Below are 21,403 nucleotides of genomic sequence, written 5' to 3'. Positions count from 1 at the left end.
GAACTTGGCCGACAACACGGTGGTGATCGCCGCCGTCAGGGTCGTCTTGCCATGGTCCACGTGGCCGATGGTGCCCACGTTGACGTGCGGCTTGGTCCGCTCGAACTTACCTTTTGCCATTGAGAAATCTCCAGTAAAGAGCAATGCCCGTGTCTTGGTTTTACGTCTGCATCACATCGCGGGGTCCATCACCACGGGCAGCGATGGGCGTGTGATCGCAGACAGGAAATTCGTCACCGCGGGGCCTCGGAGATCGCAGGGAACAGCAGCATTTCGCTGCGGTCCCCTGCGTCCTGTGCGCCTGCGCGGTGAATGCCTCGGCTCTTACTTCGCGCGGGCGGCGATGATGCCTTCGGCGACGTTCTTCGGAGCTTCGCTGTAGTGCTTGAACTCCATCGTGTACGTCGCGCGGCCCTGGGACATCGAGCGCAGGGTCGTCGAGTAGCCGAACATCTCGGAGAGGGGGACCTCCGCCTTGATGATCTTGCCGCCGCCGATCATGTCGTCCATGCCCTGCACCATGCCGCGGCGGGACGACAGGTCGCCCATCACGTTGCCGGCGTAGTCCTCGGGCGTCTCCACTTCCACGGCCATCATCGGCTCAAGGATCACGGGCTGGGCCTTCTTCGCGCCTTCCTTGAAGCCGAAGATGGCGGCCATCTTGAACGCCTGTTCGGACGAGTCCACCTCGTGGTACGAACCGAAGGTCAGCGAGACCTTCACGTCCACCACCGGGTAGCCGGCCAGCACGCCGGAGTTCAGCGCCTCGACGACGCCCTTCTCCACCGCCGGGATGTACTCGCGCGGCACCACGCCGCCCTTGATGGCGTCGACGAACTCGAAGCCCTTGCCCGTCTCGTTCGGCTCGATGGTGAACACCACGTGGCCGTACTGGCCCTTGCCGCCCGACTGGCGCACGAACTTGCCTTCCTGGTCGACCACCTTGCGGCGGATCGTTTCACGGTAGGCCACCTGCGGCTTGCCGACGTTGGCTTCCACGCCGAACTCGCGCTTCATGCGGTCGACGATGATTTCCAGGTGCAGCTCGCCCATGCCGCCGATGATGGTCTGGCCGGATTCCTCGTCCGTGTTCACGCGGAACGACGGGTCTTCCGCGGCCAGGCGCTGCAGCGCCACGCCCATCTTTTCCTGGTCGGCCTTGGTCTTGGGTTCGACGGCCTGGCGGATCACCGGCTCGGGGAACACCATGCGCTCCAGCGTCACGATGGCCGACGGGTCGCACAGGGTCTCGCCCGTGGTCACGTCCTTCAGGCCCACGCAGGCGGCGATGTCGCCGGCGCGGATCTCTTCGACTTCCTGGCGGTTGTTGGCGTGCATCTGCACGATCCGGCCGATGCGCTCCTTCTTGCCGCGCACCGGGTTGTAGACGCTGTCGCCCTTGGTCAGCACGCCGGAGTAGACGCGCACGAAGGTCAGCTGGCCCACGAACGGGTCGGTCATCAGCTTGAACGCCAGCGCCGAGAACTTCTCGTTGTCGTCCGCCTTGCGGGTGGTCGGCTGCTCGTCGTCATCCATGCCCTTGACCGGCGGGATGTCGATCGGCGACGGCATCAGTTCGATGACGGCGTCGAGCATGCGCTGCACGCCCTTGTTCTTGAACGCGGTGCCGCACAGCATCGGCTGGATCTCGCCGGCGATCGTGCGCGTGCGCAGGCCGAGGGTGATTTCCGCCTCGGTCAGGTCGCCCTCTTCGAGGTACTTGTTCATCAAGTCCTCGTTGGCTTCGGCGGCAGCCTCGACCATCTTCTCGCGCCATTCCTTGGCGCTTTCCAGCAGCTCGGCGGGAATTTCCTCGAAGTTGAACTTCATGCCCTGGGACGCTTCGTCCCAGTAGATGGCCTTCATCTTGCGCAGGTCGACCACGCCGGTGAAGTTTTCCTCGGCGCCGATCGGGATCACGATGGGCACCGGGTTGGCCTTCAGGCGCAGCTTCATCTGCTCGTAGACCTTGAAGAAGTTGGCGCCGGTGCGGTCCATCTTGTTGACGAACGCGAGGCGGGGCACCTTGTACTTGTTGGCCTGGCGCCAGACGGTTTCCGACTGGGGCTGCACGCCGCCCACGGCGCAGTACACCATGCAGGCGCCGTCCAGCACGCGCATGGAACGCTCCACCTCGATGGTGAAGTCCACGTGTCCGGGGGTGTCGATGATGTTGATGCGGTGCTCGGGGAAGGACATGTCCATGCCCTTCCAGAAGCAGGTGGTGGCGGCGGAGGTGATCGTGATGCCACGCTCCTGCTCCTGCTCCATCCAGTCCATGGTAGCGGCGCCGTCGTGCACTTCGCCGATCTTGTGGTTCACGCCGGTGTAGAACAGGATGCGCTCGGTCGTCGTCGTCTTGCCGGCGTCGATGTGCGCGGAGATACCGATGTTGCGGTACCGCTCGATGGGCGTTTTGCGGGCCATGATGAGTCTTTCTCTTTCAAAGGGCACAGGCCCGCTCGTGGCGGGCCCGCACCGCTAGATGGGGACGAGTCTTAGAAGCGGAAGTGGCTGAAGGCCTTGTTGGCCTCGGCCATGCGGTGCACTTCGTCCCGCTTCTTCATGGCGCCGCCACGGCCTTCCGTGGCTTCCATGAGTTCGTTGGCCAGGCGCAGGGCCATGGACTTCTCGCCGCGCTTCTTGGCGGCTTCCTTGATCCAGCGCATGGACAGGGCCAGGCGGCGGACGGGACGCACTTCGACCGGCACCTGGTAGTTGGCGCCGCCGACGCGGCGGGACTTCACTTCGACCATGGGCTTCACGTTGGAGATGGCCATGGTGAAGGCTTCCAGGGGATCACGCCCCGGGTTCTTCTTCTCGATCTGCTCGAGGGCACCGTAGACGATGCGCTCGGCGACCGCCTTCTTGCCGCCTTGCATGATGACGTTCATGAACTTGGCGAGCTCGACATTGCCGTACTTGGGATCCGGCAGGATTTCACGCTTAGGGACTTCGCGACGACGTGGCATTTCTAACCTCTCTGTTTGCTTCAGCTGGCCCTCGAAGGACCCAGGGCGCCATCAGGCTTCCCGCTTACTCGACCCGGAAGTGGGTCACTACGCTGACTCAGCCTGCCAGGGCTGAATGAGCACCGACAAACTACCTGGCCTGTCAGGCCTTCTTCGGGCGCTTGGCGCCGTACTTGGAACGGGACTGCTTGCGATCCTTGACGCCTTGCAGGTCAAGAGAACCGCGCACGATGTGGTAACGCACACCGGGCAAGTCCTTCACGCGGCCGCCACGCACCAGGACCACCGAGTGTTCCTGGAGGTTGTGGCCTTCGCCGCCGATGTAGGAGATGACTTCGAAGCCGTTGGTCAGGCGGACCTTGGCGACCTTCCGCAGCGCGGAGTTCGGCTTCTTGGGCGTCGTGGTGTACACGCGGGTGCACACGCCCCGACGCTGGGGGCTGTTCTGCATCGCGGGGGACTTCGATTTGACTTTCTCGACTTCCCGGCCCTGACGCACGAGCTGGTTGATGGTTGGCATTGAAAAACGTCCCTAAACGTTCGAAGGAAAACGGAAAAAGCATCCCCGCCCCAAATTGCGGGAAAGCCCGCGAGTATATCCCGGCTGGTGAAAACCCTCAACGGGCGGGGTCCGTCGCCCGGGCTGAGGCGGGCCCGGGGCGGAAGAACCCCTCCCAAAGCCCCCGGGACCCCGCCTGCGCGAGGAGGACGCCTGCGGGCCGTCGGCGCGCCGAGCGTCACTTGATCCAGAGGCGAATCGCGTCCCAGGCCCGGCCGAAGATGCCGGCCTGCTCCACGCCCTCCAGCGCCACCAGCGGCACCTCGCGCAGGACCTGCTCGCCCACGACGATCTTGAGCGTGCCCACCTGCTGGCCCTTGCGGATGGGCGCCACCAGCGGATCGGGCCGGACCACCTGGGTCTTGATCCGGCTGGCGTTGCCGGCGGGCACCGAGAGCACCACGGGCTGCGGCTGGCCCAGCTTGACCGTCTTCTCGCTGCCCTTCCAGACCTGCGGCTCCAGCACCGCCTGGTTGCCGTCGAAGAGCTTGAGCCCTTCGTACGCGGTAAAGCCCCAGTTCAGCAGCTTCTGCGCCTCGTTGGCGCGGGCGACTTCGCTGCTGGCCCCCAGCACGATGGCTACCAGCCGGCGACCCTGCAGGTTCGGGAAGTCGCGTTTGGCCGTGGCGACGAGGCAGTAGCCCGCGGCGTCCGTGTGGCCCGTCTTCAGCCCGTCGACCGTCGGGTCGCGGAACAGGAGCATGTTCCGGTTGGTGTCGTTGGCCGTGGGCGTGCCGTGGTAGCGGTACTTCTTGATCGCGTAGTAGGGCAGGTCTTCCGGGAAGTCCTGCATCAGCCGGGTCGCGAGGATGCCCAGGTCGCGGGCCGTCGTGGTCTGCCCTGGCGCCGACAGGCCCTCCGGATTGCGGTACACCGTGTTCTTCATGCCCAGCGCCTTCGCCTGCTGGTTCATGAGTTCCACGAAATGCTCCACCGTGCCGCCCACGCCTTCGGCCAGCGCCACGGTGGCGTCGTTGCCGGACTGGACGACCATGCCCTTGATGAGGTCGTCCACCGGCACCTGCATCTTCGGGTCGATGTACATGCGCGAGCCGCCCATGCGCCAGGCGCGCTCGCTGACCGGCAGCTTCTGGTCGACGGCGATCTTCCTGGCGCGCAGCGCCTCGTACACCAGGTAGCCCGTCATCAGCTTCGTCAGCGACGCCGGCTCCACCGGCGCATCGATGTCGCGGGAGGCGAGGATCTGGTTGGCGCTCACGTCCAGCAGCAGGAAGCTCCTGGCGGCGATCTCCGGTGGCTGCGGCACTTGCGCCGCGGCGGCCAGGCAGAAAAGGGTCACCCAGGGCGCCAGCAGCGCCCGCAACCAACGGGTTCTCATTCGAATGCGCGAAGGTGGCGCACCACCAGGTTCTTCAACAACGGCAATTGTCCGTGGAAGAAATGCTCGACCCCGGGCACCACCGTAACCGGGAGTGACTGCGGACGGGCCCAGTCCAGGGCGGCCGCCAGCGGCACGGTGTCATCCACCTCGCCGTGGATCGCGAGCGTGCGCTCGAGCGACTCCGGTGGCAGCGCGGGCACCTGGAAGCGGGCGGCCGCCGTGCCCACGAGGACGATGGTGCGCACGTCGCGCTCGCTCCAGAGCGCCTGCAACGCCCGCGCGGTGACGTAGGCGCCGAAGGAAAAACCGGCCAGCGCGATCGGGCCCTGCGGCGCGAGTTCGCGCACCAGGTGCAGCAGGTCCAGCGTCTCGCCTTCGCCGCTGTCGTGCGCGCCCTCGCTCGCGCCCACGCCGCGGAAGTTGAAGCGCAGCGCCGTCCAGCCGCACTGCACGAACGCACGCGCCAGCGTCTGCACCACCTTGTTGTCCATGGTGCCGCCGAACAGCGGATGCGGGTGCGCGATCACGGCGATGCCGCGCGGCGTGTCCGCGGGCTGGTCGCGCAGCAGCTGGATGCGTCCTGCCGGCCCTGCGAGGTCCAGGCGTTCCGTTTGCGCATTCATGGGCCAGGCACCTCCCGCAGGCTTGCGGACCGCATCGCGGCGCTCATCGCCCCAGGTGCGGCGGCGTGAGCAGGCGCTCGACCACCTTGCCGTCGCGCAGGTGGGACTCGACGATTTCGTCGATGTCGTTCTCGTCTACGTACGTGTACCAAGTACCTTCGGGGTAGACCACGGCGATCGGGCCGCCCTGGCAGCGGTCCAGGCAGCCCGCCTTGTTCACCCGCACCTTGCCCGGGCCCGCGAGCCCCTTGGCCTTCACCTGCGACTTGCAGCGGTCGAACGCGGCCTGCGCGTTGTGGTCGGCGCAGCAGGCCTCGCCGTTCTCGCGCTTGTTCAGGCAGAAGAAGATGTGGCGTTCGTAGTACTGTTTCCCGTTCGGCGCGCTCATGGCGCGATTGTAGGAGGCCGCTCGGGACGCGAGACCCGCACCAGCACATACACCAGCACGGCATAAGGCCAGAGCCATCCCAGCCACTGCGCGACGCCGTTGAAGCGGATGAAGCGGCCCTGCTCCCAGGCCTGCAGCGTGTCGGCGAAATAGGCGCTCGCGGGCGCCTGGTTCAGCACGCTCAGGTGCACGACCAGCGCCAGCAGCAGCATGGCCGCGCAGCCGCGACGCGGCACGGCCAGCATCAGCATCGCGAGCACCAGCCCGAACACCAGCCCGACGCGCACCGGCAGGCTCATCCAGGCCCACGCATGGTTCGGTCCCCAGCTCAGGGCCGCCGACAGGGCCGTGACCGCCGTGCCCACCGCGACGGCGGCGACGGCGAACACCGCCCGGCGGCCGACGGAGCGCAGGATCGTGTACCCGAGCAGGCAGGGGATGAACGCACCGAGGGCCACGCACAGCAACTCCGCCGCGGGCACGAGCGGCTGCAGTTCCACGTCGCGCACCGGCATCCATTCGAGGAAGGGCGTTTCCTGCAGCCATTCGGCGAGGCTGCTTTCCAGCCGTTCCAGCACCTGGCCCAGCCCCAGCGGCACCACCGCGGGAAACAGCAGCGCGAAAGGCCACAGGGCGAGCAGCACCAGCGCGCCCCGTGCCTCGGTGATGAACCAGCGTTCGCGAAAGCGGCTCCAGTGGTCGATGGCGCCGGCGAGTTCGAGCACGGTCGCGAGCACGGCGCCCACCAGCGTGCCGGCGATGTTCAGGCCCAGGTCGACGTTGGACGCCACCCGCGAGGGCAGGTAGTTCTGGATGCCTTCCATGCAGAACGACAAGACGCTGCCCGCGGCCACCGCCACCGCGATGCCGGCCAGGTTGGGATGGTTGGCGAAGTAGCGCACGTTGCCGCGCCGCATGAAGCTCAGCGCCAGCAGGAACCCGAGCGGCACGTAGCCGACCACGTTGGCCGCCACGTCGAAGCCGGTCCAGTACTTCGGCCAGCCGGCGAAGAGGAAGTCCCAGGGCGGGATCTCCTGGTCGCGCCAGCCGGTGAAGGGATAGAGGCTGGCGTAGACGATCAGTGCGACATAAGCGCCGGCTAGCGGCCACGCGGAAGTCTTGTGCATGCTCAGAAAGGCTTCACCGTGACCAGGACGACCGCCGCCACCAGCAGCAGCACGGGCAGTTCGTTGAAGACGCGAAACCAGCGGTGGCTGCGCGTGCTGCTGCCGTCACCCAGCTTGCGCAGCTGCACCGCGCATCCATGGTGGTAGCCGATGGTGAGCAGGACGATGGCGAGCTTGGCGTGCATCCAGCCCGCGCCGCGGCCGATGCCATGGCCGAGGAACAGCCACAGCCCGAGCGCGAGTGCGGGCACCGCCAGCAGGGTCGTGAAGCGCAGCAGCTTGCGCGCCATGAGCAGCAGGCGCTCGCGCTCGGCCACCGAGCCCGGCGGCACCATCGCCAGGTTGACGAAAATGCGCGGCAGGTAGAACAGTCCCGCAAACCAGCTCGCCACGAACACGATATGGAAGGCCTTGACCCAAAGCATGCCGCGGAGTGTACGGACCGGCTCATGAGCCCGGGGGTGCTGCACGCAGGAATGCGCGGGCGGAAAAAAACCCCGATTCCATGGGAACCGGGGTTACAAGCCTTTTTGCTGTCACACATCAAGGCGCCCGCTCAGGGAGGAAAAGCGGGGGGCGGCAAGCCGCCCACGCGTAATTTAACAGCCGGTGACTCTGCTTTCAAGCCTAAAGTCTTAAGTTCTCTGACGGTGGCGCAGGGACGGCATGGGGCACAATTTTCCTCATGACTTCCTACGCACCTTACCCGCAGGGACGGCCCCGCCGGCTGCGGCGTGACGCGTTCACGCGCAACCTCGTCCGCGAGCACGCGCTCTCGCCCCACGACCTGATCTACCCGGTGTTCGTGCTGGCCGGCCAGAAGCAGCGCCAGTCCGTCGCCTCCATGCCGGGGGTCGAGCGCTTGAGCCTGGACCTGCTGCTGCCCGTTGCCGAACAATGCATGGAGCTGGGCGTCCCGGCCCTCGCGCTCTTCCCGGTGATCGACCCGAAACTGAAGACGCCGGACGGCCGCGAGGCCTGGAACCCCGACGGCCTGGTGCCGCGCGTCGTGCAGGGCCTGAAGAAGGAGTTTCCCGAACTCGGCGTGATGACGGACGTGGCGCTCGACCCGTTCACCAGCCACGGGCAGGACGGGCTGCTGGACGAGACCGGCTACATCCTCAACGATGAAACCGTCGAAGTGCTGGTCAAGCAGGCGCTGACGCAGGCGCAGGCGGGCGTGGACATCGTGGCGCCTTCCGACATGATGGACGGGCGCATCGGTGCCATCCGCGCCGCGCTGGAAAGCAAGCAGCACATCCACACGCGGATCATGGCGTACAGCGCCAAGTACGCGAGCGCGTTCTACGGGCCCTTCCGCGATGCCGTCGGTTCCGCCGCCAACCTGGGCAAGAGCAACAAGAAGGTCTACCAGATGGATCCGGGCAACACCGACGAAGCCCTGCGCGAAGTGGCGATGGACCTGGCCGAAGGCGCCGACATGGTGATGGTCAAACCCGGCATGCCTTACCTCGACATCGTGCGCCGGGTGAAGGACGAATTCCGCGTGCCCACTTTCGCCTACCAGGTCTCCGGGGAATACGCGATGCTCAAGGCCGCGGCCGCCAACGGCTGGCTGGACCACGACCTCGTGATGATGGAAAGCCTGCTGGCCTTCAAGCGCGCCGGCGCCGACGGCGTGCTGACCTACTTCGCGCTCAATGCCGCGCGGATGCTGAAAGCCTGAGCGCGTGCAGATCGTCGAATTCGGCGCCGGCACGCTGCGGTTCCTGGACCACCTTCCCCAGCACGCGCCGGCCACCGGCTTCGTCTGGATCTATCTCGAACGCGAGCACCTGGAGCAGGACCTGCCCATGCTGCAGCGCGCGGCGAACCACCTCGGGGGCTCGCCGCTGCTGGACCTGCACGTCAAGGACCTGGGCAACCGCAGCCATCCTTCGCACTACGACTACACCTCCGTCTACGACCTGGTGATCTTCCGCCGGCTCGCGACCGACGCCGAGGTGAACACGGAGCTGGGCAACAAGGCGCCGCCGAAGGATGCGCCGCTTTCCACCTTCCACCGCATCCGCACCCGTGCGGTGGGCTTCGTCGTGTTCGACCGGCTGCTGGTCACCGTGCATCCGGAGGGATGCTTCGCCGCCCGCGCCTTCATCGAGCGCTACCTGAAGGACGCGCTGCAGACCGAAGGCCTGAGCGCCGCCGCGCGCAGCCGCCTGCCTTCCAGCGCCGCCGACCTGATGCTGCGCATGCTCAACGTGATGGTCGACAACTACCTGGAGCTGCGCAAGGAGCTCAGCACCGAGATCGACCGCTGGCAGCAGGACCTGCTCGCGCCCCGGCACCACGGGCTCGACGCGGACTGGGGCGCGCTCATGACGGCGCGCAACGCGCTGCACGGCCTGCAGGACCTGTGCGAGGAGCAGAACGATGCCATGCAGGAGTGGCTGGACACGCAGCGCGAGCAGCCGCCGCCCTGGATGGCGCAGGCGGAGCTCGATTCGCTGCTGGCGCGCGCCCGCGACGTGGTGGAACACATCCAGCGCGTCACGCACCACGTCCACCGCATGGAGCAGAGTGCCGAGACCGCGGTGCAGATCCACTTCTCGGCCGTCGGCAACCGCACCAACGACATCATGCGCACGCTCACGGCGCTGACGGCCATCTTCCTGCCGCTGAACCTGATCGCGGGCATCTTCGGCATGAACTTCGAGCTGCTGCCGCTCACGCACCAGGCCGCGGGCTTCTGGTGGACGCTGGGCGCGATGGGGCTGATCGCCCTGCTGCTGGGCGTGCTGTTCTGGCGCAAGCGCTACCTCGCCCGCACCGGACGCTGACATGGCCGCCAACCCGGACCACTCCAGCTACCGCCGTCCGCGCAACGTGGCCGACCTCACGCGCGAAAACGTGCGCGCGATGCGCAGGCTCGAGGATTTGGCCATCACGCATCGCACGGTGCCCGACCGCATCGCGGAGTTCGTGGCCAGATTCTGCGGCAGCATCAACTTCGTGTGGATCCACGCGCTGCTCTTCGGCGGCTGGATCCTGTGGAACGTGCTGCCGCAGCTGCCGCACTTCGATCCCTATCCCTTCATCTTCCTCACGCTGTGCGTCTCGCTGGAGGCGATCTTCCTGTCGTCCTTCATCCTGATCGCGCAGAACTACGAGATGCGCGTGGCGGAGCGGCGCAACCAGCTGGACCTGCAGATCAACCTGCTCGCCGAGCAGGAGAACACGAAGATGCTGCAGTTGCTGGACCGCATGGCCAAGAAGATGGGCCTGTACGAGGAGGACGACCCGGAGATCGCCGTGCTGGAGCAGGCCACGCGCCCGGAAACGCTGGCCAGGCAGATCGAGGAAGCGCTGATCGAGCAAACGAAGCACAAGCGCAGCGGCCCGCGCGACAAGCCGTGATCGGCATCGGCTGTGCCGGCTGGAGCCTGCCGCGGGCGGTGCACGAGGCGTTCGGCGAGGGCACCAGCCACCTGGCGCGCTATGCCTCGCGCTTCCCGGTCACCGAGATCAACTCGTCCTTCCACCGGCCGCACAAGCGCAGCCTGTACGAGAAGTGGGCGGCCAGCGTCCCGGAGCACTTCCGCTTCTGCGCCAAGCTGCCCAAGACCGTCACGCATGAAAGGCGGCTGGTCGGTTGCACGGACCTGCTCGATCCCTTCTTCGAACAGGTGGGAGGGCTCGGATCCAAACTCGCGTGCCTGCTGGTGCAACTGCCACCGAGCTTCGCGTTCGATGCGCCGGTGGCGGCGTCCTTCCTGCAGTTGCTGCGCTCCCGGTTCGCCGGGGCGCTCGCGATGGAGCCGCGGCACGCGAGCTGGTTCACGCCCGAGGCGGATGCGCTGCTGCACGCCCTGGAGGTGGCGCGTGTGCTGGCAGACCCGGTGCGGCACGACGCGGGTCGCTTTCCGGGCGGCTGGCCCGGTCTCGTGTACCTGCGGCTGCACGGCGCGCCCCGTGTCTATTACTCCGCGTACGAGACGCCGGTGCTGCAGGCACTGGCGCACCGCCTGCGGCTCGCGCAGGAACAGGGCGCGCAGTGCTGGTGCATCTTCGACAACACTGCCTCCGGCGCGGCGGCCGGCAACGCCCTGGAACTGCAGCGGCTGCTAGAAGAAGGGCGCTGAAATCCCTTCGGCGGCGAAGACGCGCTGCACGGCCGGCCGCTGCGCCATGCGCTGCAGGTAGGCGCCCAGCCGGGGCAGGTCGCGCGCCTTGCGGCCCTGGAAGTTGCGCGTCCAGCGGCACAGCGTGAAGACGTAGGCATCGAGCGCGCCGTACTCCTGGCCCAGGATCCAGGGGCCGCCGTGCGAGGCCAGCAGCGCCTCGAGCTGGTCGACCAGGCCGTCGACCTGCGACTGCGCCTGCTGCCTGACTTGCGAGGCGGCCTGCGCATCGCCTTCGCGCACCCAGCGCTCCGGATAGAAATACGCCATGAGCGTGGCCTGCAGGGTGTTGGTGCACCACATGAGCCACATGTAGAACTGCGCACGCTGCGCGGTGCCCAGCGCCGGCGCGAGTTGCGCCTGTGGATGCGTGTCGCACAGGTGCAGCACGATGGCCGCCGCTTCGTACAGCACGAGCTCGCCATCGGTCAGCACCGGGATGCGGCCGTTCGGATTCAGCGCCAGGAAGGCAGCTTCCTTGTGCTGGCCGTGCGCGCGGTCCACGAACACGCGCTCGTAGGGCACGCCGAGTTCCTCCAGCACGATGTGCGGGATCATCGCCGCGGTGCTGGGGTAGTAGTGCAGACGGATCGTCATGGTCTGCTCGCCAGCCCGAACAGGGCGGCGCCATTGTCCCAGGCGATGCGGCGCGCGACCTCGGGCGGCAGCTCACCCAACCACGCGCGGTAGCCGCGCATCGTCTCGTCGTAGGCTTCCCAGCGCTGGTTGATCCAGGTATCGGACCCCAGGAGGAAGCGCTCCGGATACTTCAGCACCAGCTGGCGCCATTCGGGACAGAGCTTGCCACCCGCGCAGGTCAGCCCCGGCCGGTAGGACAGCTCGCCCATCAGGCGCGGATAGCGCGCCAGCAGCTGCTCGACGCGTGCGACCGGGGCGCCGCCAATGCCGGTATGCGCCCAGATCAGGCGCAGCTTCGCGCCCCTGGCCGGCGTGTGCGCCATCAGCAGGTCCACGGCGGTGTCGTCCACGTGCGCCAGCACGGCGAGGTCCTTCTCCTCGGCCAGCACCATCAGCTTGCGCGCCACCGGCCCGTTGGCGTTCTGCGCGTCGTAGAGGTGGAACTCGCCGAGCCCGCGATAGGCGCCGGCGGCGGTGCCGCGCGCCAGCTCCTCCTGGACCATCGTGAAGATGGTCTCGTCACGGAACCAGTTGTCGTAGTCGGCGCGGGTGCGGTACAGGCGCACGAACGGCACGACCGTGACGCCGGCCGCGCGCGTCTGCGGCGCCTGCGCCAGGCGCTTCGTGCCTTCGTTCGGGCGGGAATTGGCGATGATCGCGCGCACGCCGCTGCGCTGCATGCGCGCCAGGGCGTCGGCCAGGGGATGTGGCCCCTCGTACGCCTCCACGTTGTAGTGCAGGTGCGCGTCGAAGATGGGCCCGCCGTAGTCGGCCGCGGCCGCACCGGTGGCCAGCAGGACGGCGAGCGCCGCGAGCCAGCCGCGCATCAAGCCAGGTGCTTCGCGAAGAAAGCCAGGGTGCGTTCGCGCGCGAGCTTCGCCGCTGCCTCGTTGTACGAACCGCGCTGGTCGCAGTTGAAGCCGTGGTCGGCCTGGTACAGGTGCACCTCGACCTCGGGGTGGGCGCGCTTGAACGCCTCGACGCTTTCGACCGAGATGTGCTTGTCCTTGTCGCCGTAGTGCGCGAGCACCGGTACCTTGGGCTTGCGCGCGATCTCGTCGGGCGTGGTGCTGCCGCCGCCGTAATAGGGCACCGCGGCGCTCAGGCCCTGCAGCGTCGCGGCCGCGCGCCAGGTGAGCAGGCCGCCGTAGCAGAAGCCCACGATGCCCACCTTGCCGGCCTGCGCCGCGTGGTTGATCGCCGCCTGGATGTCCTGCATCACGCCGGGCGAGGGGAGCGCCTCGGTCGCCGCCTTCAGCGCCATGCCTTCGGCCATGTCGTCCGGGGAGTAACCCAGTTCCACGTTGGGCCGCACGCGGTGGAAGATGGCGGGCGCCACGGCGAGGTAGCCGGCCGCGGCATAGCCGTCCGCGACCGAGCGGATGTGCGAGTTGACGCCGAAGATCTCCTGGATGACGACGATGCCGCCCTTGGGCTTGCCCTGGGGCTGGGCAACATACGCGGGAATCATCTGGCCGTCGGCCGCCTTGAGTTCTGTGAACTGGCCCATGTGGCCCTCCTGTGAAATGCGAGGCGCCGAGCTTCCCCGATGCCGCAGGCGGCGTCAATCCACCTCTTTTGATCTAATGGCGGCTCGGCCGCCGCAACGCGGCAGTGGAGGAACAGCGTGAGCGATGTCCTGTTGGTGACCGGAGGCAGCCGCGGCATCGGTGCCGCCGTGGCCGTGCTGGCCGCGCGCAAAGGCCATGCGGTGGCCGTGAACTACGCGAACAACGAAGCGGCGGCGGACGCGGTGGTGCGCACCATCCGCGACGGCGGCGGAACGGCCATCGCCGTACGCGCCGATGTCGCCGACGAGGCGCAGGTGCTGGAGATGTTCGCGCAAGTCGACGCGCGCCTGGGGCGCCTGACGGCCCTCGTCAACAACGCCGGCGTGGTGGACCGCGCCGCGCGCGTCGAAGAGATGAGCCTGGCGCGGCTGCAGCGCATGTTCGCCATCAACGTGATCGGCAGCATCCTTTGCGCGCGCGAGGCGGTCAAGCGCATGAGCACGCTGCATGGCGGCAGCGGCGGCGCCATCGTCAACGTGTCCAGCGCCGCCGCGCGGCTGGGCGCGCCCGGCCAGTACGTCGACTACGCGGCCGCGAAAGGCGCGATCGACTCCTTCACCATCGGCCTGGCCAAGGAAGTCGCCGCCGAGGGCATCCGCGTCAATGCCGTGCGGCCAGGGCTCATCCAGACCGACATCCATGCCTCCGGCGGCCTGCCGAACCGGGTGCGTGACCTGGCGCACCTCGTGCCCATGCAGCGCGGCGGCTCGGCCGAGGAAGTCGCCCAAGGCATCGTGTGGCTGCTCTCGCCGGAGGCGAGCTACACCACGATGTCGCTGCTCGAAATCTCGGGAGGCCGCTGATGGCGATCACCCTGTTCTGGGAAGACCTGCAGCCCGGCACGGTGCGCGAGCTGGGCACCACGTCCGTCACCGCGGAAGAGATCAAGGAATTCGCGGCGAAGTACGACCCGCAGCCCTTCCACCTCGACGAAGAGGCCGGCCGGCAATCCATGTTCGGCGGGCTCGCCGCCAGCGGCTGGCAGACGGCCTGCCTGGCGATGCGGCTGACGGTGGACAACATGCTGCGGCATTCGTCCAGCAAGGGCTCACCGGGGCTGGAAAGCCTCAAGTGGCTCAAGCCGGTCTACCCGGGCGACCAGCTGAGCCTGCGGCACACCATCCTCGAATCGCGGCCGCTCAAGTCGCGCCCCGACACCGGCCTCGTGCTTTCGCGCTGGGAGCTGTTCAACCAGGAAGGCGACAAGGTGCTGGAGATGGAAGGCTACGGCATGTTCGGCCGCCGCCACCCGGCGGACGCCTGATGGAGTTCAAGCCCCTCATCACGCTGCTGGCCATCGTCAACCCGCTGGCCATCGTGCCCTTCTTCATCCACTACACCGAAGGGCTGTCGCCGGAACTGCGCGCCCGCACGGTGTGGGTCTCCTCCTTCACCGCCTTCGTGGTGATCGCCGCCAGCGCCTTGCTGGGCGTCGGCATCCTGGAGTTCTTCGGCATCTCGCTGGCGAGCTTCCAGGTGGGCGGCGGCATGCTGCTGCTCACCAGCGCCCTGAACATGCTCAATGCCAAGCCGGCGGAGATGAAGCCGGCAACCACGGACGTGAGCGACGGCACGGAGAAGGCCGCGATGGGGGCCAGCGTCGCCGTCGTGCCGCTGACGATCCCCCTGCTCACCGGGCCTGCGACCATGTCCGCCGTGGTCATCTATGCCGAGCGCGCGCAGACCTGGTTCCAGATGGCGACGCTGCTCGGTTACGCGGTGGTCATCGGGCTGGTCACCGCCCTGTGCTTTTCCGCCGCGCACCCGATCGCGCGGGTGCTGGGGCGCACCGGCATCAACGTGATGACGCGGCTGATGGGGCTCATCCTCGCCGCGTTGGCGGTGGAGGTGATGGCCAGCGGCCTGGGCAAGCTGTTCCCCATCCTGCGCGCCACCGGCGCCTGATCAGGACGGCCGCCACGCCGGTTTGTCGGTACGGGTACCCTTGCAACAAGCGGGTCCAGCCTGCGCGCGCGTCGTACACGTCGATACGCCTGCAACACCGCCTGCGCCGAAGGTCCCATTGGCAGCGCCGTCCGCCCGCGCGCATCCTGCCCGGCAAGGGGGTGGCACGTGGACATGGTGATCGACAGCGTTGGAGCAGCGGCCTCCGGGCAGCGTGCACTGCTATGGAGGCGGACGCTGTCGGTGCTGCGCAGCCTGCCCGTGCTGGTTCTCGCCGGCCTCTTTGCCGCCTACGTCCTCGCCGGCTTCTTCCTCGTCGATCCGCTCGCACGCAAGGTACTGCCCTGGGCCGGCGAGAAATTCCTGGCCAGCCGGCTCGGCGCCGATCGCGTTGCCTTCAATCCGTTCACGCTGGAACTGCAGGTGGAAGGCCTCGCCCTGGCGGAGCCGGACGGTAACCTGCTGGCCGGCTTCGACCGGCTGGCGCTCGACCTCGAAAGCGCGGGCCTCGCGCGCTGGGCCTGGCGCGTGCGGTCGCTGTCCCTGGAGCGGCCGCAGGTGAACGTCGCCATCCGCCCGGGCGGCGCGCTCAACTGGGGTGGCTTGATCGCGCGCGTGCGGGAGCAGATGGGGCCGCCGTCCGACAGCATGGCGCGCCTGCTGGTGGAGCAGCTGCGCATCGCCGACGGCAAGGTGACCTATGTCGACGCCGACCGGCCGGGTGAACCCTTCCAGACCACCTTCACGCCGCTGGGGATCGAACTGCAAGGACTGTCCACCTTGCCCGAGGACCGCGGCGGCTACCTGCTGGCCGCCAGGCTTGCCGAGCACGGAGCCACCCTGCGCTGGAAGGGCGAGATGGCCCTCAATCCGCTGTCCTCGCAAGGCGAGCTGGCGCTGGACGGGGCGCGACTCGCCCGGCTGGCCCACGTCGCGCCGGCGCTGTCGGCCGAGGCCTCCGGAACACTGGCCCTCGCGCTGCACTACCGCTTCGCGCTGCTGCGCGCCGCCGGCAAGACCGACGTGCCCTTCCTCGAAATCAGCGGAGCCGAGGCCGTCGCGCGTGGCTTCACGCTCGCACCGCGCGGCGGCGGTGCGCCGCTGCTGCAGGTGGAGGAGGCGCGCGTCGCCGACGCGTCCTTCGACCTGGCGCGCCGCGCGCTGAAGCTGGGCAGCGTGCGGCTCACGGGGGGCAAGGTGCAGGCCACGCGCGACGTGGACGGGGCGCTCGATTGGCAAGGGCTGCTGCAGGCAGCCGCGGGCACGCCTGCCGCGACCGCGACATCGCCTGCGGCGGATGCGCCTTGGACCCTGTCCATCGGCGAATTGCAGATGACCGACTGGTCGGGGCAGTGGACGGACCAGGGCTACGCCAGGCCCCTGTCGGTGCGGGCCGAAGGCTTCCAACTGAAGACTGCCGTCGCCGGGGAACTCGGCGCCACCGCGCGCTTCGCCATCGGCCCGCTCGACGCCGCGCTGGGCCCGGTGCAGCTCACCTCCGGCACCGAGCCGCTCGCGCAGGTGCAACGCACCACCGTGAGCCAGGCGCAGCTGCAGTGGCCGGAGCAGCGCATCGCGGTCGACACGGTCGGCCTCTCGGGGGTGCGCACGAGCGTCGTTCGCGACGCGCAGCAGCGCCTGAACTGGGTGGAGATGCTGCGCAAGGCGCGGGAGCCGCCGTCTGCTGTGCCGGCTTCCGGCGCGCCGGCCGCGGCGCCCGATCTGCGGATCGCGCGCCTGGGGGTGGAGGACGTCCAGCTGCGCGTGGTCGATGCATCGGCCGGAACGCCGGTCGCGCTGGACATCGTGCAAGGCGCGCTCACCCTGCGCGACGTCGGCCTGGATCCGGATCGCGCGCTGCCCGTCGAAGTGCGCTTCGCCGTGCAGCAGGGCGGACGCTTCGAGGCCAGGGGCAGCGTCGTTCCGGCGCGGCCCTCGGGCGAACTCGAGCTGGGACTGACCGCGTTCTCCCTCAAGCCGTTCGCGCCCTACGTCAACCGCGTCGCGCGACTCGACCTGCAGTCGGGCACGGTGGGCACGCGCGGCAAACTGGCCTTCGCGCCCGCCGCCGCCGGCATGAAGGTCGGCTTCACGGGCGGCTTCTCGGTGGACGGACTGGCGATCACCGAGGAGGACTCGGGCGAGGCCTTCCTCGGCTGGGAAAAGCTCTCCTCGAATTCGGCCAGCATCTCGCTCGCGCCGGACCGCGCGCACATCGGCGAACTGGTGGCCCTGCATCCCTTCGGCAAGGTGATCATCTTCGAGGACCAGACGCTCAACCTGCAGCGCATCCGGCGCGATGCGCCAGTGCAGCCCGCGGGGGCGGTGGCGGCCACGGCCGCAGCCAGCAAGGAGGCCGCGCCCTTCCCGCTCGCGGTCGAGCGGCTGCGCGTGGTCGGCGCCAACGCCGAATTCGCCGACCTGTCGCTCACGCCGCGCTTCGGCACCCGCATGCAGGAGCTCGGAGGGGTGATCACCGGGCTGTCCACGGACCCCGCCTCGGTCGCCCGGATCGAGCTGGATGGCAAGGTGGACGAGTTCGGCTCGGCCCGCATCCGCGGCTCGCTCCAGCCGTTCCGCGCGAGCGAGTTCACCGACGTGGACATGGCCTTCCGCAACCTGGAGATGACGCGGCTGACACCTTACTCCGGCAAGTTCGCGGGCCGCAGGATCGAGTCGGGCCGCCTCTCGGTCGACCTGCAATACAGGATCCAGCAGCGGCAACTGGCGGGCACCAACAAGTTCGTCGTCACCAGGCTGAAACTGGGCGAGGCGGTGGACAGCCCGGGGGCGATGAAGCTGCCGCTGGACCTCGCCATCGCGGTGCTGGAGGACAGCAACGGCGTCATCGACCTCGACCTGCCCGTGTCCGGCAACCTGGACGATCCGCAGTTCAGCTACGGCGCCGTCGTGTGGAAGGCGATCGTCAACGTGCTGACCAAGATCGTGACGGCGCCCTTCCGTGCGCTGGCGGGACTCCTGGGCGGGAACAGCGAGAACTTCGAATCGGCCGGATTCGACCCGGGCAGCAGCGCCCTGCTGCCGCCGGAGCAGGAGAAGCTCAAGGTGCTGGCCGACGCGCTGGCGAAGCGGCCGGCGCTCACGGTCACGATCGAGCCGGGCTTCGATCCCGAGGCCGACCGCCACGCGCTGCAGGACGCGGCGATGCGGCGCGAGGCTGCCGCGGCGGCGGGCGTGCAGCTGGCCGCGGGTGAACCGCCGGGGCCGGTGGACGTCAACGTCTCCAAGGTCCAGACCTGGCTGGAGGACCGCTACGCCAGGAGCGTCGGCCAGGCCGAATACGACAAGCTGCGGGCCGGCTACAAGGACCCGAACGCGGGCGCTGCCGCGCGCGCGATGGACAGCGAGTTCGTGCAACGCCTGGGCCGACGCTTCAAGTCGCGCAGCGAGGGACCCGCCTCGCCCTTTCACACCGAACTGCTGCAGCAACTCACCCGCAAGGTGCCGGTCAGCGACGAGGCGCTGCTGCAACTGGCGCAGGCGCGCGCCGACGCACTGCGGGGCGAGATCGTCAAAGCCGGGCTGGATGCGTCCCGGGTCGCCGTCGCCGCCCCGCACCCGCAGCCCGTGCGCGACAAGCTGGTCGGCAGCGGGTTCGCGCTGGGCGCCGGCGCCGCACCGGCCACGGGAGTGCGTACCTCGGGCCTGTCCCGCTGAGGCAGCCCCTCCCGCTGCGTTCGAAAGTTCTCGTTTTCAGCGGGGAAATACTCCGCAAATGCGCTGTAGGCGGCCGACGACATGCCGCCCCGCTTGAAACTGACAGGACTTCCCTTATCATTAGCACTCGTTGGAGTTGAGTGCTAGCAGCAGAGCTGGCGCCCTCCACGTCAAGTTAACTAGCGCTAACTTAGTTGGCGCTTTTTGATGTCCCCCTGTATCCGATGAAGGAGATGCAATGAAACTTCGCCCCCTGCACGATCGCGTGATCGTCAAGCGCCTCGAACAAGAAACCAAGACGGCCTCGGGCATCGTGATCCCCGACAACGCCGCCGAGAAGCCTGACCAGGGTGAAGTGCTGGCCATCGGCCCCGGCCGCAAGACCGACAAGGGCGAGCTGATCGCCCTGAACGTCAAGGTCGGCGACCGCGTGCTGTTCGGCAAGTACAGCGGCCAGACCGTCAAGGTCGACGGCGACGAACTGCTGGTCATGAAGGAAGACGACCTGTTCGCGGTCGTCGAGCGCTGATCCCTTCGCACCCCCATCCACTGAATATCCGGAGTAAACAACATGGCTGCTAAAGACGTGGTTTTCGGCGCTGACGCGCGCCACCGCATGGTCGAAGGCGTGAACATCCTGGCCAACGCGGTCAAGGTGACCCTCGGCCCCAAGGGCCGCAACGTGGTGCTCGAGCGCTCCTTCGGCGCCCCCACCGTGACCAAGGACGGCGTGTCCGTGGCCAAGGAAGTCGAGCTGAAGGACAAGCTGCAGAACATGGGCGCGCAGATGGTCAAGGAAGTCGCTTCCAAGACCAGCGACAACGCCGGTGACGGCACCACCACCGCCACCGTGCTGGCCCAGGCCATCGTGCGCGAAGGCATGAAGTACGTGGCCGCCGGCATGAACCCGATGGACCTCAAGCGCGGCATCGACAAGGCCGTCCTGGCCCTGACCGAGCAGCTGAAGAAGGCCTCCAAGCCCACGACGACCTCCAAGGAAATCGCGCAGGTCGGCTCCATCTCCGCCAACAGCGACGAATCGATCGGCAAGATCATCGCCGACGCGATGGACAAGGTCGGCAAGGAAGGCGTGATCACCGTCGAAGACGGCAAGTCGCTGGACAACGAGCTGGATGTCGTCGAAGGCATGCAGTTCGACCGCGGCTACCTCAGCCCCTACTTCATCAACAACCCCGAGAAGCAGAGCGCGCTCCTGGACAACCCCTTCGTGCTGCTGTACGACAAGAAGGTTTCCAGCATCCGTGACCTGCTGCCCGTGCTCGAGCAAGTGGCCAAGGCTTCCCGCCCGCTGCTGATCATCGCGGAAGAAGTCGAAGGCGAAGCGCTGGCCACGCTGGTGGTCAACACCATCCGCGGCATCCTCAAGGTCGTGGCCGTCAAGGCTCCGGGCTTCGGCGACCGCCGCAAGGCCATGCTGGAAGACATCGCCATCCTGACCGGCGGCAAGGTGATTTCGGAAGAAGTCGGCCTGACGCTGGAAAAGGTGACGCTGGCCGACCTGGGCCAGGCCAAGCGCATCGAAGTGGGCAAGGAAAACACCACCATCATCGACGGCGCCGGCGCCGCTGCCGACATCGAAGCGCGCGTCAAGCAGGTGCGCGTGCAGATCGAGGAAGCCACGTCCGACTACGACCGTGAGAAGCTGCAGGAGCGCGTGGCCAAGCTGGCCGGCGGCGTTGCGGTGATCAAGGTCGGTGCCGCGACCGAAGTGGAAATGAAGGAAAAGAAGGCGCGCGTCGAAGACGCGCTGCACGCCACCCGCGCTGCCGTGGAAGAAGGCATCGTGGCCGGCGGCGGCGTGGCGTTGCTGCGTGCCCGCCAGGCTGCTGGCGCCATCAAGGGCGACAACGCCGACCAGGACGCCGGCATCAAGCTGGTGCTCAAGGCGGTCGAGTCTCCCCTGCGCGAGATCGTCGGCAACGCCGGCGGCGAGCCGAGCGTGGTGGTCAACGCCGTGCTGGGCGGCAAGGGCAACTACGGCTTCAACGCCGCCAACGATACCTACGGCGACATGATCGAGATGGGTATCCTGGACCCGACCAAGGTGACCCGCACCGCGCTGCAGAACGCCGCGTCGGTCGCGTCCCTGATGCTGACCACCGAAGCCATGGTCGCGGAAGCGCCCAAGGACGACGCTCCGGCCATGCCGGGCGGCATGGGCGGCGGCATGGGTGGCATGGGCGGCATGGACATGTAATGTCCGCCTGAAGCTTGCCGCTTCAACGAAAAAGCCGGGCCTCGCGCCCGGCTTTTTTTTTGCGCCGGCTAAACAAACGCCGGCGCTGGCGGATATATGCGGCGTGACCACCATCGATCCCCGTCATTCCGTCATCTCGGCGCTGCACGGACGGCTGGGCGCCGCGAGCGCGCCGCACCGCGCGGGCGCGCCGGCGGCCGGCTCCCGCGGCGCGAAGGGGGCCGGCGCAGGCCGCGATGGCG

At 68.0% G+C, this 21,403-nt stretch carries 22 protein-coding genes; 10 read left to right on the top strand and 12 right to left on the bottom strand.

The genetic code is table 11. The annotated features are described in order from the left end of the window. From AC3EGR_RS25370 to AC3EGR_RS25330, 9 genes are all read right to left on the bottom strand, one after another. Positions 1-120, bottom strand: a 120-nt coding sequence (locus AC3EGR_RS25370; RefSeq protein WP_488549313.1) for a GTP-binding protein, incomplete at its 3' end; no start/stop codon positions are given. Between the two features lie 204 nt (positions 121-324). Continuing rightward, positions 325-2,427 carry an elongation factor G gene (fusA, locus tag AC3EGR_RS25365; RefSeq protein ID WP_488549311.1) on the bottom strand — a complete coding sequence of 701 codons (2,103 nt, stop codon included), beginning with the start codon at positions 2,425-2,427 and terminating at the stop codon, positions 325-327. 71 nt (positions 2,428-2,498) lie between these two features. Next, positions 2,499-2,972, bottom strand: coding sequence for a 30S ribosomal protein S7 (gene rpsG / locus AC3EGR_RS25360; protein ID WP_171562548.1), 474 nt, complete (start codon positions 2,970-2,972; stop codon positions 2,499-2,501). A gap of 142 nt (positions 2,973-3,114) precedes the next feature. After that, a complete protein-coding gene (rpsL, locus tag AC3EGR_RS25355) occupies positions 3,115-3,492 on the bottom strand; it encodes a 30S ribosomal protein S12 (protein WP_193675732.1) in 378 nt (125 codons plus the stop codon). Between the two features lie 217 nt (positions 3,493-3,709). Next, entirely contained in the window at positions 3,710-4,870 is a 1,161-nt protein-coding gene (locus tag AC3EGR_RS25350) for a D-alanyl-D-alanine carboxypeptidase family protein (protein ID WP_488549310.1), read from the bottom strand. Then, positions 4,867-5,496 (bottom strand): alpha/beta hydrolase, encoded by a 630-nt coding sequence (locus AC3EGR_RS25345; RefSeq protein WP_488549309.1) that lies wholly within the window; start codon positions 5,494-5,496, stop codon positions 4,867-4,869. Before AC3EGR_RS25345 ends, AC3EGR_RS25350 begins: the two co-directional genes overlap by 4 nt. Positions 5,497-5,539: 43 nt before the next feature. After that, positions 5,540-5,884, bottom strand: coding sequence for a (2Fe-2S) ferredoxin domain-containing protein (locus tag AC3EGR_RS25340; protein WP_488549308.1), 345 nt, complete (start codon positions 5,882-5,884; stop codon positions 5,540-5,542). Continuing rightward, complete coding sequence (locus AC3EGR_RS25335) at positions 5,881-7,011, bottom strand: VanZ family protein (protein WP_488549307.1); 1,131 nt, start codon at positions 7,009-7,011, stop codon at positions 5,881-5,883. The genes AC3EGR_RS25340 and AC3EGR_RS25335 overlap by 4 nt, the downstream gene beginning before the upstream one ends. Before the next feature lie 2 nt (positions 7,012-7,013). Continuing rightward, the gene (locus AC3EGR_RS25330; RefSeq protein WP_488549306.1) at positions 7,014-7,436 is read right to left on the bottom strand and encodes a CopD family protein; all 423 of its coding nucleotides are present in this window, start codon (positions 7,434-7,436) and stop codon (positions 7,014-7,016) included. 260 nt (positions 7,437-7,696) lie between these two features. Here AC3EGR_RS25330 and hemB point away from each other — a divergent pair, with 260 nt between their 5' ends. From hemB to AC3EGR_RS25310, 4 genes are read left to right on the top strand one after another with little or no spacing between them, the layout of a single operon-like run. Continuing rightward, positions 7,697-8,698: a porphobilinogen synthase gene (gene hemB, locus AC3EGR_RS25325; RefSeq protein ID WP_488549305.1), complete on the top strand. Its 1,002-nt coding sequence runs from the start codon at positions 7,697-7,699 to the stop codon at positions 8,696-8,698. Between the two features lie 4 nt (positions 8,699-8,702). After that, entirely contained in the window at positions 8,703-9,809 is a 1,107-nt protein-coding gene (locus tag AC3EGR_RS25320) for a magnesium transporter CorA family protein (protein ID WP_488549304.1), read from the top strand. Position 9,810: 1 nt separating this feature from the next. After that, positions 9,811-10,386, top strand: a complete 576-nt coding sequence (locus tag AC3EGR_RS25315) for a DUF1003 domain-containing protein (protein WP_488549303.1) — start codon at positions 9,811-9,813, stop codon at positions 10,384-10,386. After that, positions 10,383-11,111 carry a DUF72 domain-containing protein gene (locus AC3EGR_RS25310; protein ID WP_488549302.1) on the top strand — a complete coding sequence of 243 codons (729 nt, stop codon included), beginning with the start codon at positions 10,383-10,385 and terminating at the stop codon, positions 11,109-11,111. Before AC3EGR_RS25315 ends, AC3EGR_RS25310 begins: the two co-directional genes overlap by 4 nt. Here AC3EGR_RS25310 and AC3EGR_RS25305 read toward each other — a convergent pair. From AC3EGR_RS25305 to AC3EGR_RS25295, 3 genes are read right to left on the bottom strand one after another with little or no spacing between them, the layout of a single operon-like run. Continuing rightward, complete coding sequence (locus AC3EGR_RS25305; RefSeq protein WP_488549301.1) at positions 11,094-11,747, bottom strand: glutathione S-transferase family protein; 654 nt, start codon at positions 11,745-11,747, stop codon at positions 11,094-11,096. The two genes, AC3EGR_RS25310 and AC3EGR_RS25305, sit on opposite strands and share 18 nt — an antisense overlap. Further along, positions 11,744-12,616 (bottom strand): amidohydrolase family protein, encoded by an 873-nt coding sequence (locus tag AC3EGR_RS25300; RefSeq protein ID WP_488549300.1) that lies wholly within the window; start codon positions 12,614-12,616, stop codon positions 11,744-11,746. Before AC3EGR_RS25300 ends, AC3EGR_RS25305 begins: the two co-directional genes overlap by 4 nt. Continuing rightward, positions 12,616-13,299 (bottom strand): dienelactone hydrolase family protein, encoded by a 684-nt coding sequence (locus tag AC3EGR_RS25295; RefSeq protein ID WP_488549299.1) that lies wholly within the window; start codon positions 13,297-13,299, stop codon positions 12,616-12,618. Before AC3EGR_RS25295 ends, AC3EGR_RS25300 begins: the two co-directional genes overlap by 1 nt. 117 nt (positions 13,300-13,416) lie before the next feature. Between AC3EGR_RS25295 and AC3EGR_RS25290 the strand changes: the two genes are divergently transcribed. The 6 genes from AC3EGR_RS25290 (at position 13,417) to groL (ending at position 21,161) form a co-directional block, all read left to right on the top strand. Beyond that, positions 13,417-14,163: an SDR family oxidoreductase gene (locus tag AC3EGR_RS25290; RefSeq protein ID WP_488549298.1), complete on the top strand. Its 747-nt coding sequence runs from the start codon at positions 13,417-13,419 to the stop codon at positions 14,161-14,163. Then, complete coding sequence (locus AC3EGR_RS25285) at positions 14,163-14,624, top strand: MaoC family dehydratase (protein ID WP_488549297.1); 462 nt, start codon at positions 14,163-14,165, stop codon at positions 14,622-14,624. The genes AC3EGR_RS25290 and AC3EGR_RS25285 overlap by 1 nt, the downstream gene beginning before the upstream one ends. Continuing rightward, the gene (locus tag AC3EGR_RS25280; protein ID WP_488549296.1) at positions 14,624-15,265 is read left to right on the top strand and encodes a MarC family protein; all 642 of its coding nucleotides are present in this window, start codon (positions 14,624-14,626) and stop codon (positions 15,263-15,265) included. The genes AC3EGR_RS25285 and AC3EGR_RS25280 overlap by 1 nt, the downstream gene beginning before the upstream one ends. 174 nt (positions 15,266-15,439) lie before the next feature. After that, positions 15,440-18,943 (top strand): DUF748 domain-containing protein, encoded by a 3,504-nt coding sequence (locus AC3EGR_RS25275; protein ID WP_488549312.1) that lies wholly within the window; start codon positions 15,440-15,442, stop codon positions 18,941-18,943. A 238-nt stretch (positions 18,944-19,181) separates the two neighbouring features. After that, positions 19,182-19,472: a co-chaperone GroES gene (gene groES / locus AC3EGR_RS25270; RefSeq protein ID WP_488549295.1), complete on the top strand. Its 291-nt coding sequence runs from the start codon at positions 19,182-19,184 to the stop codon at positions 19,470-19,472. 42 nt (positions 19,473-19,514) lie between these two features. After that, positions 19,515-21,161, top strand: a complete 1,647-nt coding sequence (groL, locus tag AC3EGR_RS25265) for a chaperonin GroEL (protein WP_488549294.1) — start codon at positions 19,515-19,517, stop codon at positions 21,159-21,161. The last annotated feature ends 242 nt before the right edge of the window (positions 21,162-21,403 follow it).

This window comes from Ramlibacter sp. G4-7 (genome assembly GCF_057784995.1).
The sequence above is the reverse complement of the archived record's forward strand: the minus strand, read 5'-3'. Positions and strand labels throughout refer to the sequence as shown.

What these genes read in the sequence shown, in the direction of transcription:
- AC3EGR_RS25340 (WP_488549308.1), bottom strand. Translation starts at nt 5,884, where the DNA reads ATGAGCGCGCCGAACGGGAAACAGTACTACGAACGCCACATCTTCTTC.
- AC3EGR_RS25285 (WP_488549297.1), top strand. Translation starts at nt 14,163, where the DNA reads ATGGCGATCACCCTGTTCTGGGAAGACCTGCAGCCCGGCACGGTGCGC.
- groL (WP_488549294.1), top strand. Translation starts at nt 19,515, where the DNA reads ATGGCTGCTAAAGACGTGGTTTTCGGCGCTGACGCGCGCCACCGCATG.
- AC3EGR_RS25305 (WP_488549301.1), bottom strand. Translation starts at nt 11,747, where the DNA reads ATGACGATCCGTCTGCACTACTACCCCAGCACCGCGGCGATGATCCCG.
- AC3EGR_RS25350 (WP_488549310.1), bottom strand. Translation starts at nt 4,870, where the DNA reads ATGAGAACCCGTTGGTTGCGGGCGCTGCTGGCGCCCTGGGTGACCCTT.
- AC3EGR_RS25345 (WP_488549309.1), bottom strand. Translation starts at nt 5,496, where the DNA reads ATGAATGCGCAAACGGAACGCCTGGACCTCGCAGGGCCGGCAGGACGC.
- AC3EGR_RS25335 (WP_488549307.1), bottom strand. Translation starts at nt 7,011, where the DNA reads ATGCACAAGACTTCCGCGTGGCCGCTAGCCGGCGCTTATGTCGCACTG.
- fusA (WP_488549311.1), bottom strand. Translation starts at nt 2,427, where the DNA reads ATGGCCCGCAAAACGCCCATCGAGCGGTACCGCAACATCGGTATCTCC.
- AC3EGR_RS25315 (WP_488549303.1), top strand. Translation starts at nt 9,811, where the DNA reads ATGGCCGCCAACCCGGACCACTCCAGCTACCGCCGTCCGCGCAACGTG.
- AC3EGR_RS25330 (WP_488549306.1), bottom strand. Translation starts at nt 7,436, where the DNA reads ATGCTTTGGGTCAAGGCCTTCCATATCGTGTTCGTGGCGAGCTGGTTT.
- AC3EGR_RS25280 (WP_488549296.1), top strand. Translation starts at nt 14,624, where the DNA reads ATGGAGTTCAAGCCCCTCATCACGCTGCTGGCCATCGTCAACCCGCTG.
- rpsG (WP_171562548.1), bottom strand. Translation starts at nt 2,972, where the DNA reads ATGCCACGTCGTCGCGAAGTCCCTAAGCGTGAAATCCTGCCGGATCCC.
- rpsL (WP_193675732.1), bottom strand. Translation starts at nt 3,492, where the DNA reads ATGCCAACCATCAACCAGCTCGTGCGTCAGGGCCGGGAAGTCGAGAAA.
- AC3EGR_RS25275 (WP_488549312.1), top strand. Translation starts at nt 15,440, where the DNA reads ATGGTGATCGACAGCGTTGGAGCAGCGGCCTCCGGGCAGCGTGCACTG.
- AC3EGR_RS25300 (WP_488549300.1), bottom strand. Translation starts at nt 12,616, where the DNA reads ATGCGCGGCTGGCTCGCGGCGCTCGCCGTCCTGCTGGCCACCGGTGCG.
- groES (WP_488549295.1), top strand. Translation starts at nt 19,182, where the DNA reads ATGAAACTTCGCCCCCTGCACGATCGCGTGATCGTCAAGCGCCTCGAA.
- hemB (WP_488549305.1), top strand. Translation starts at nt 7,697, where the DNA reads ATGACTTCCTACGCACCTTACCCGCAGGGACGGCCCCGCCGGCTGCGG.
- AC3EGR_RS25295 (WP_488549299.1), bottom strand. Translation starts at nt 13,299, where the DNA reads ATGGGCCAGTTCACAGAACTCAAGGCGGCCGACGGCCAGATGATTCCC.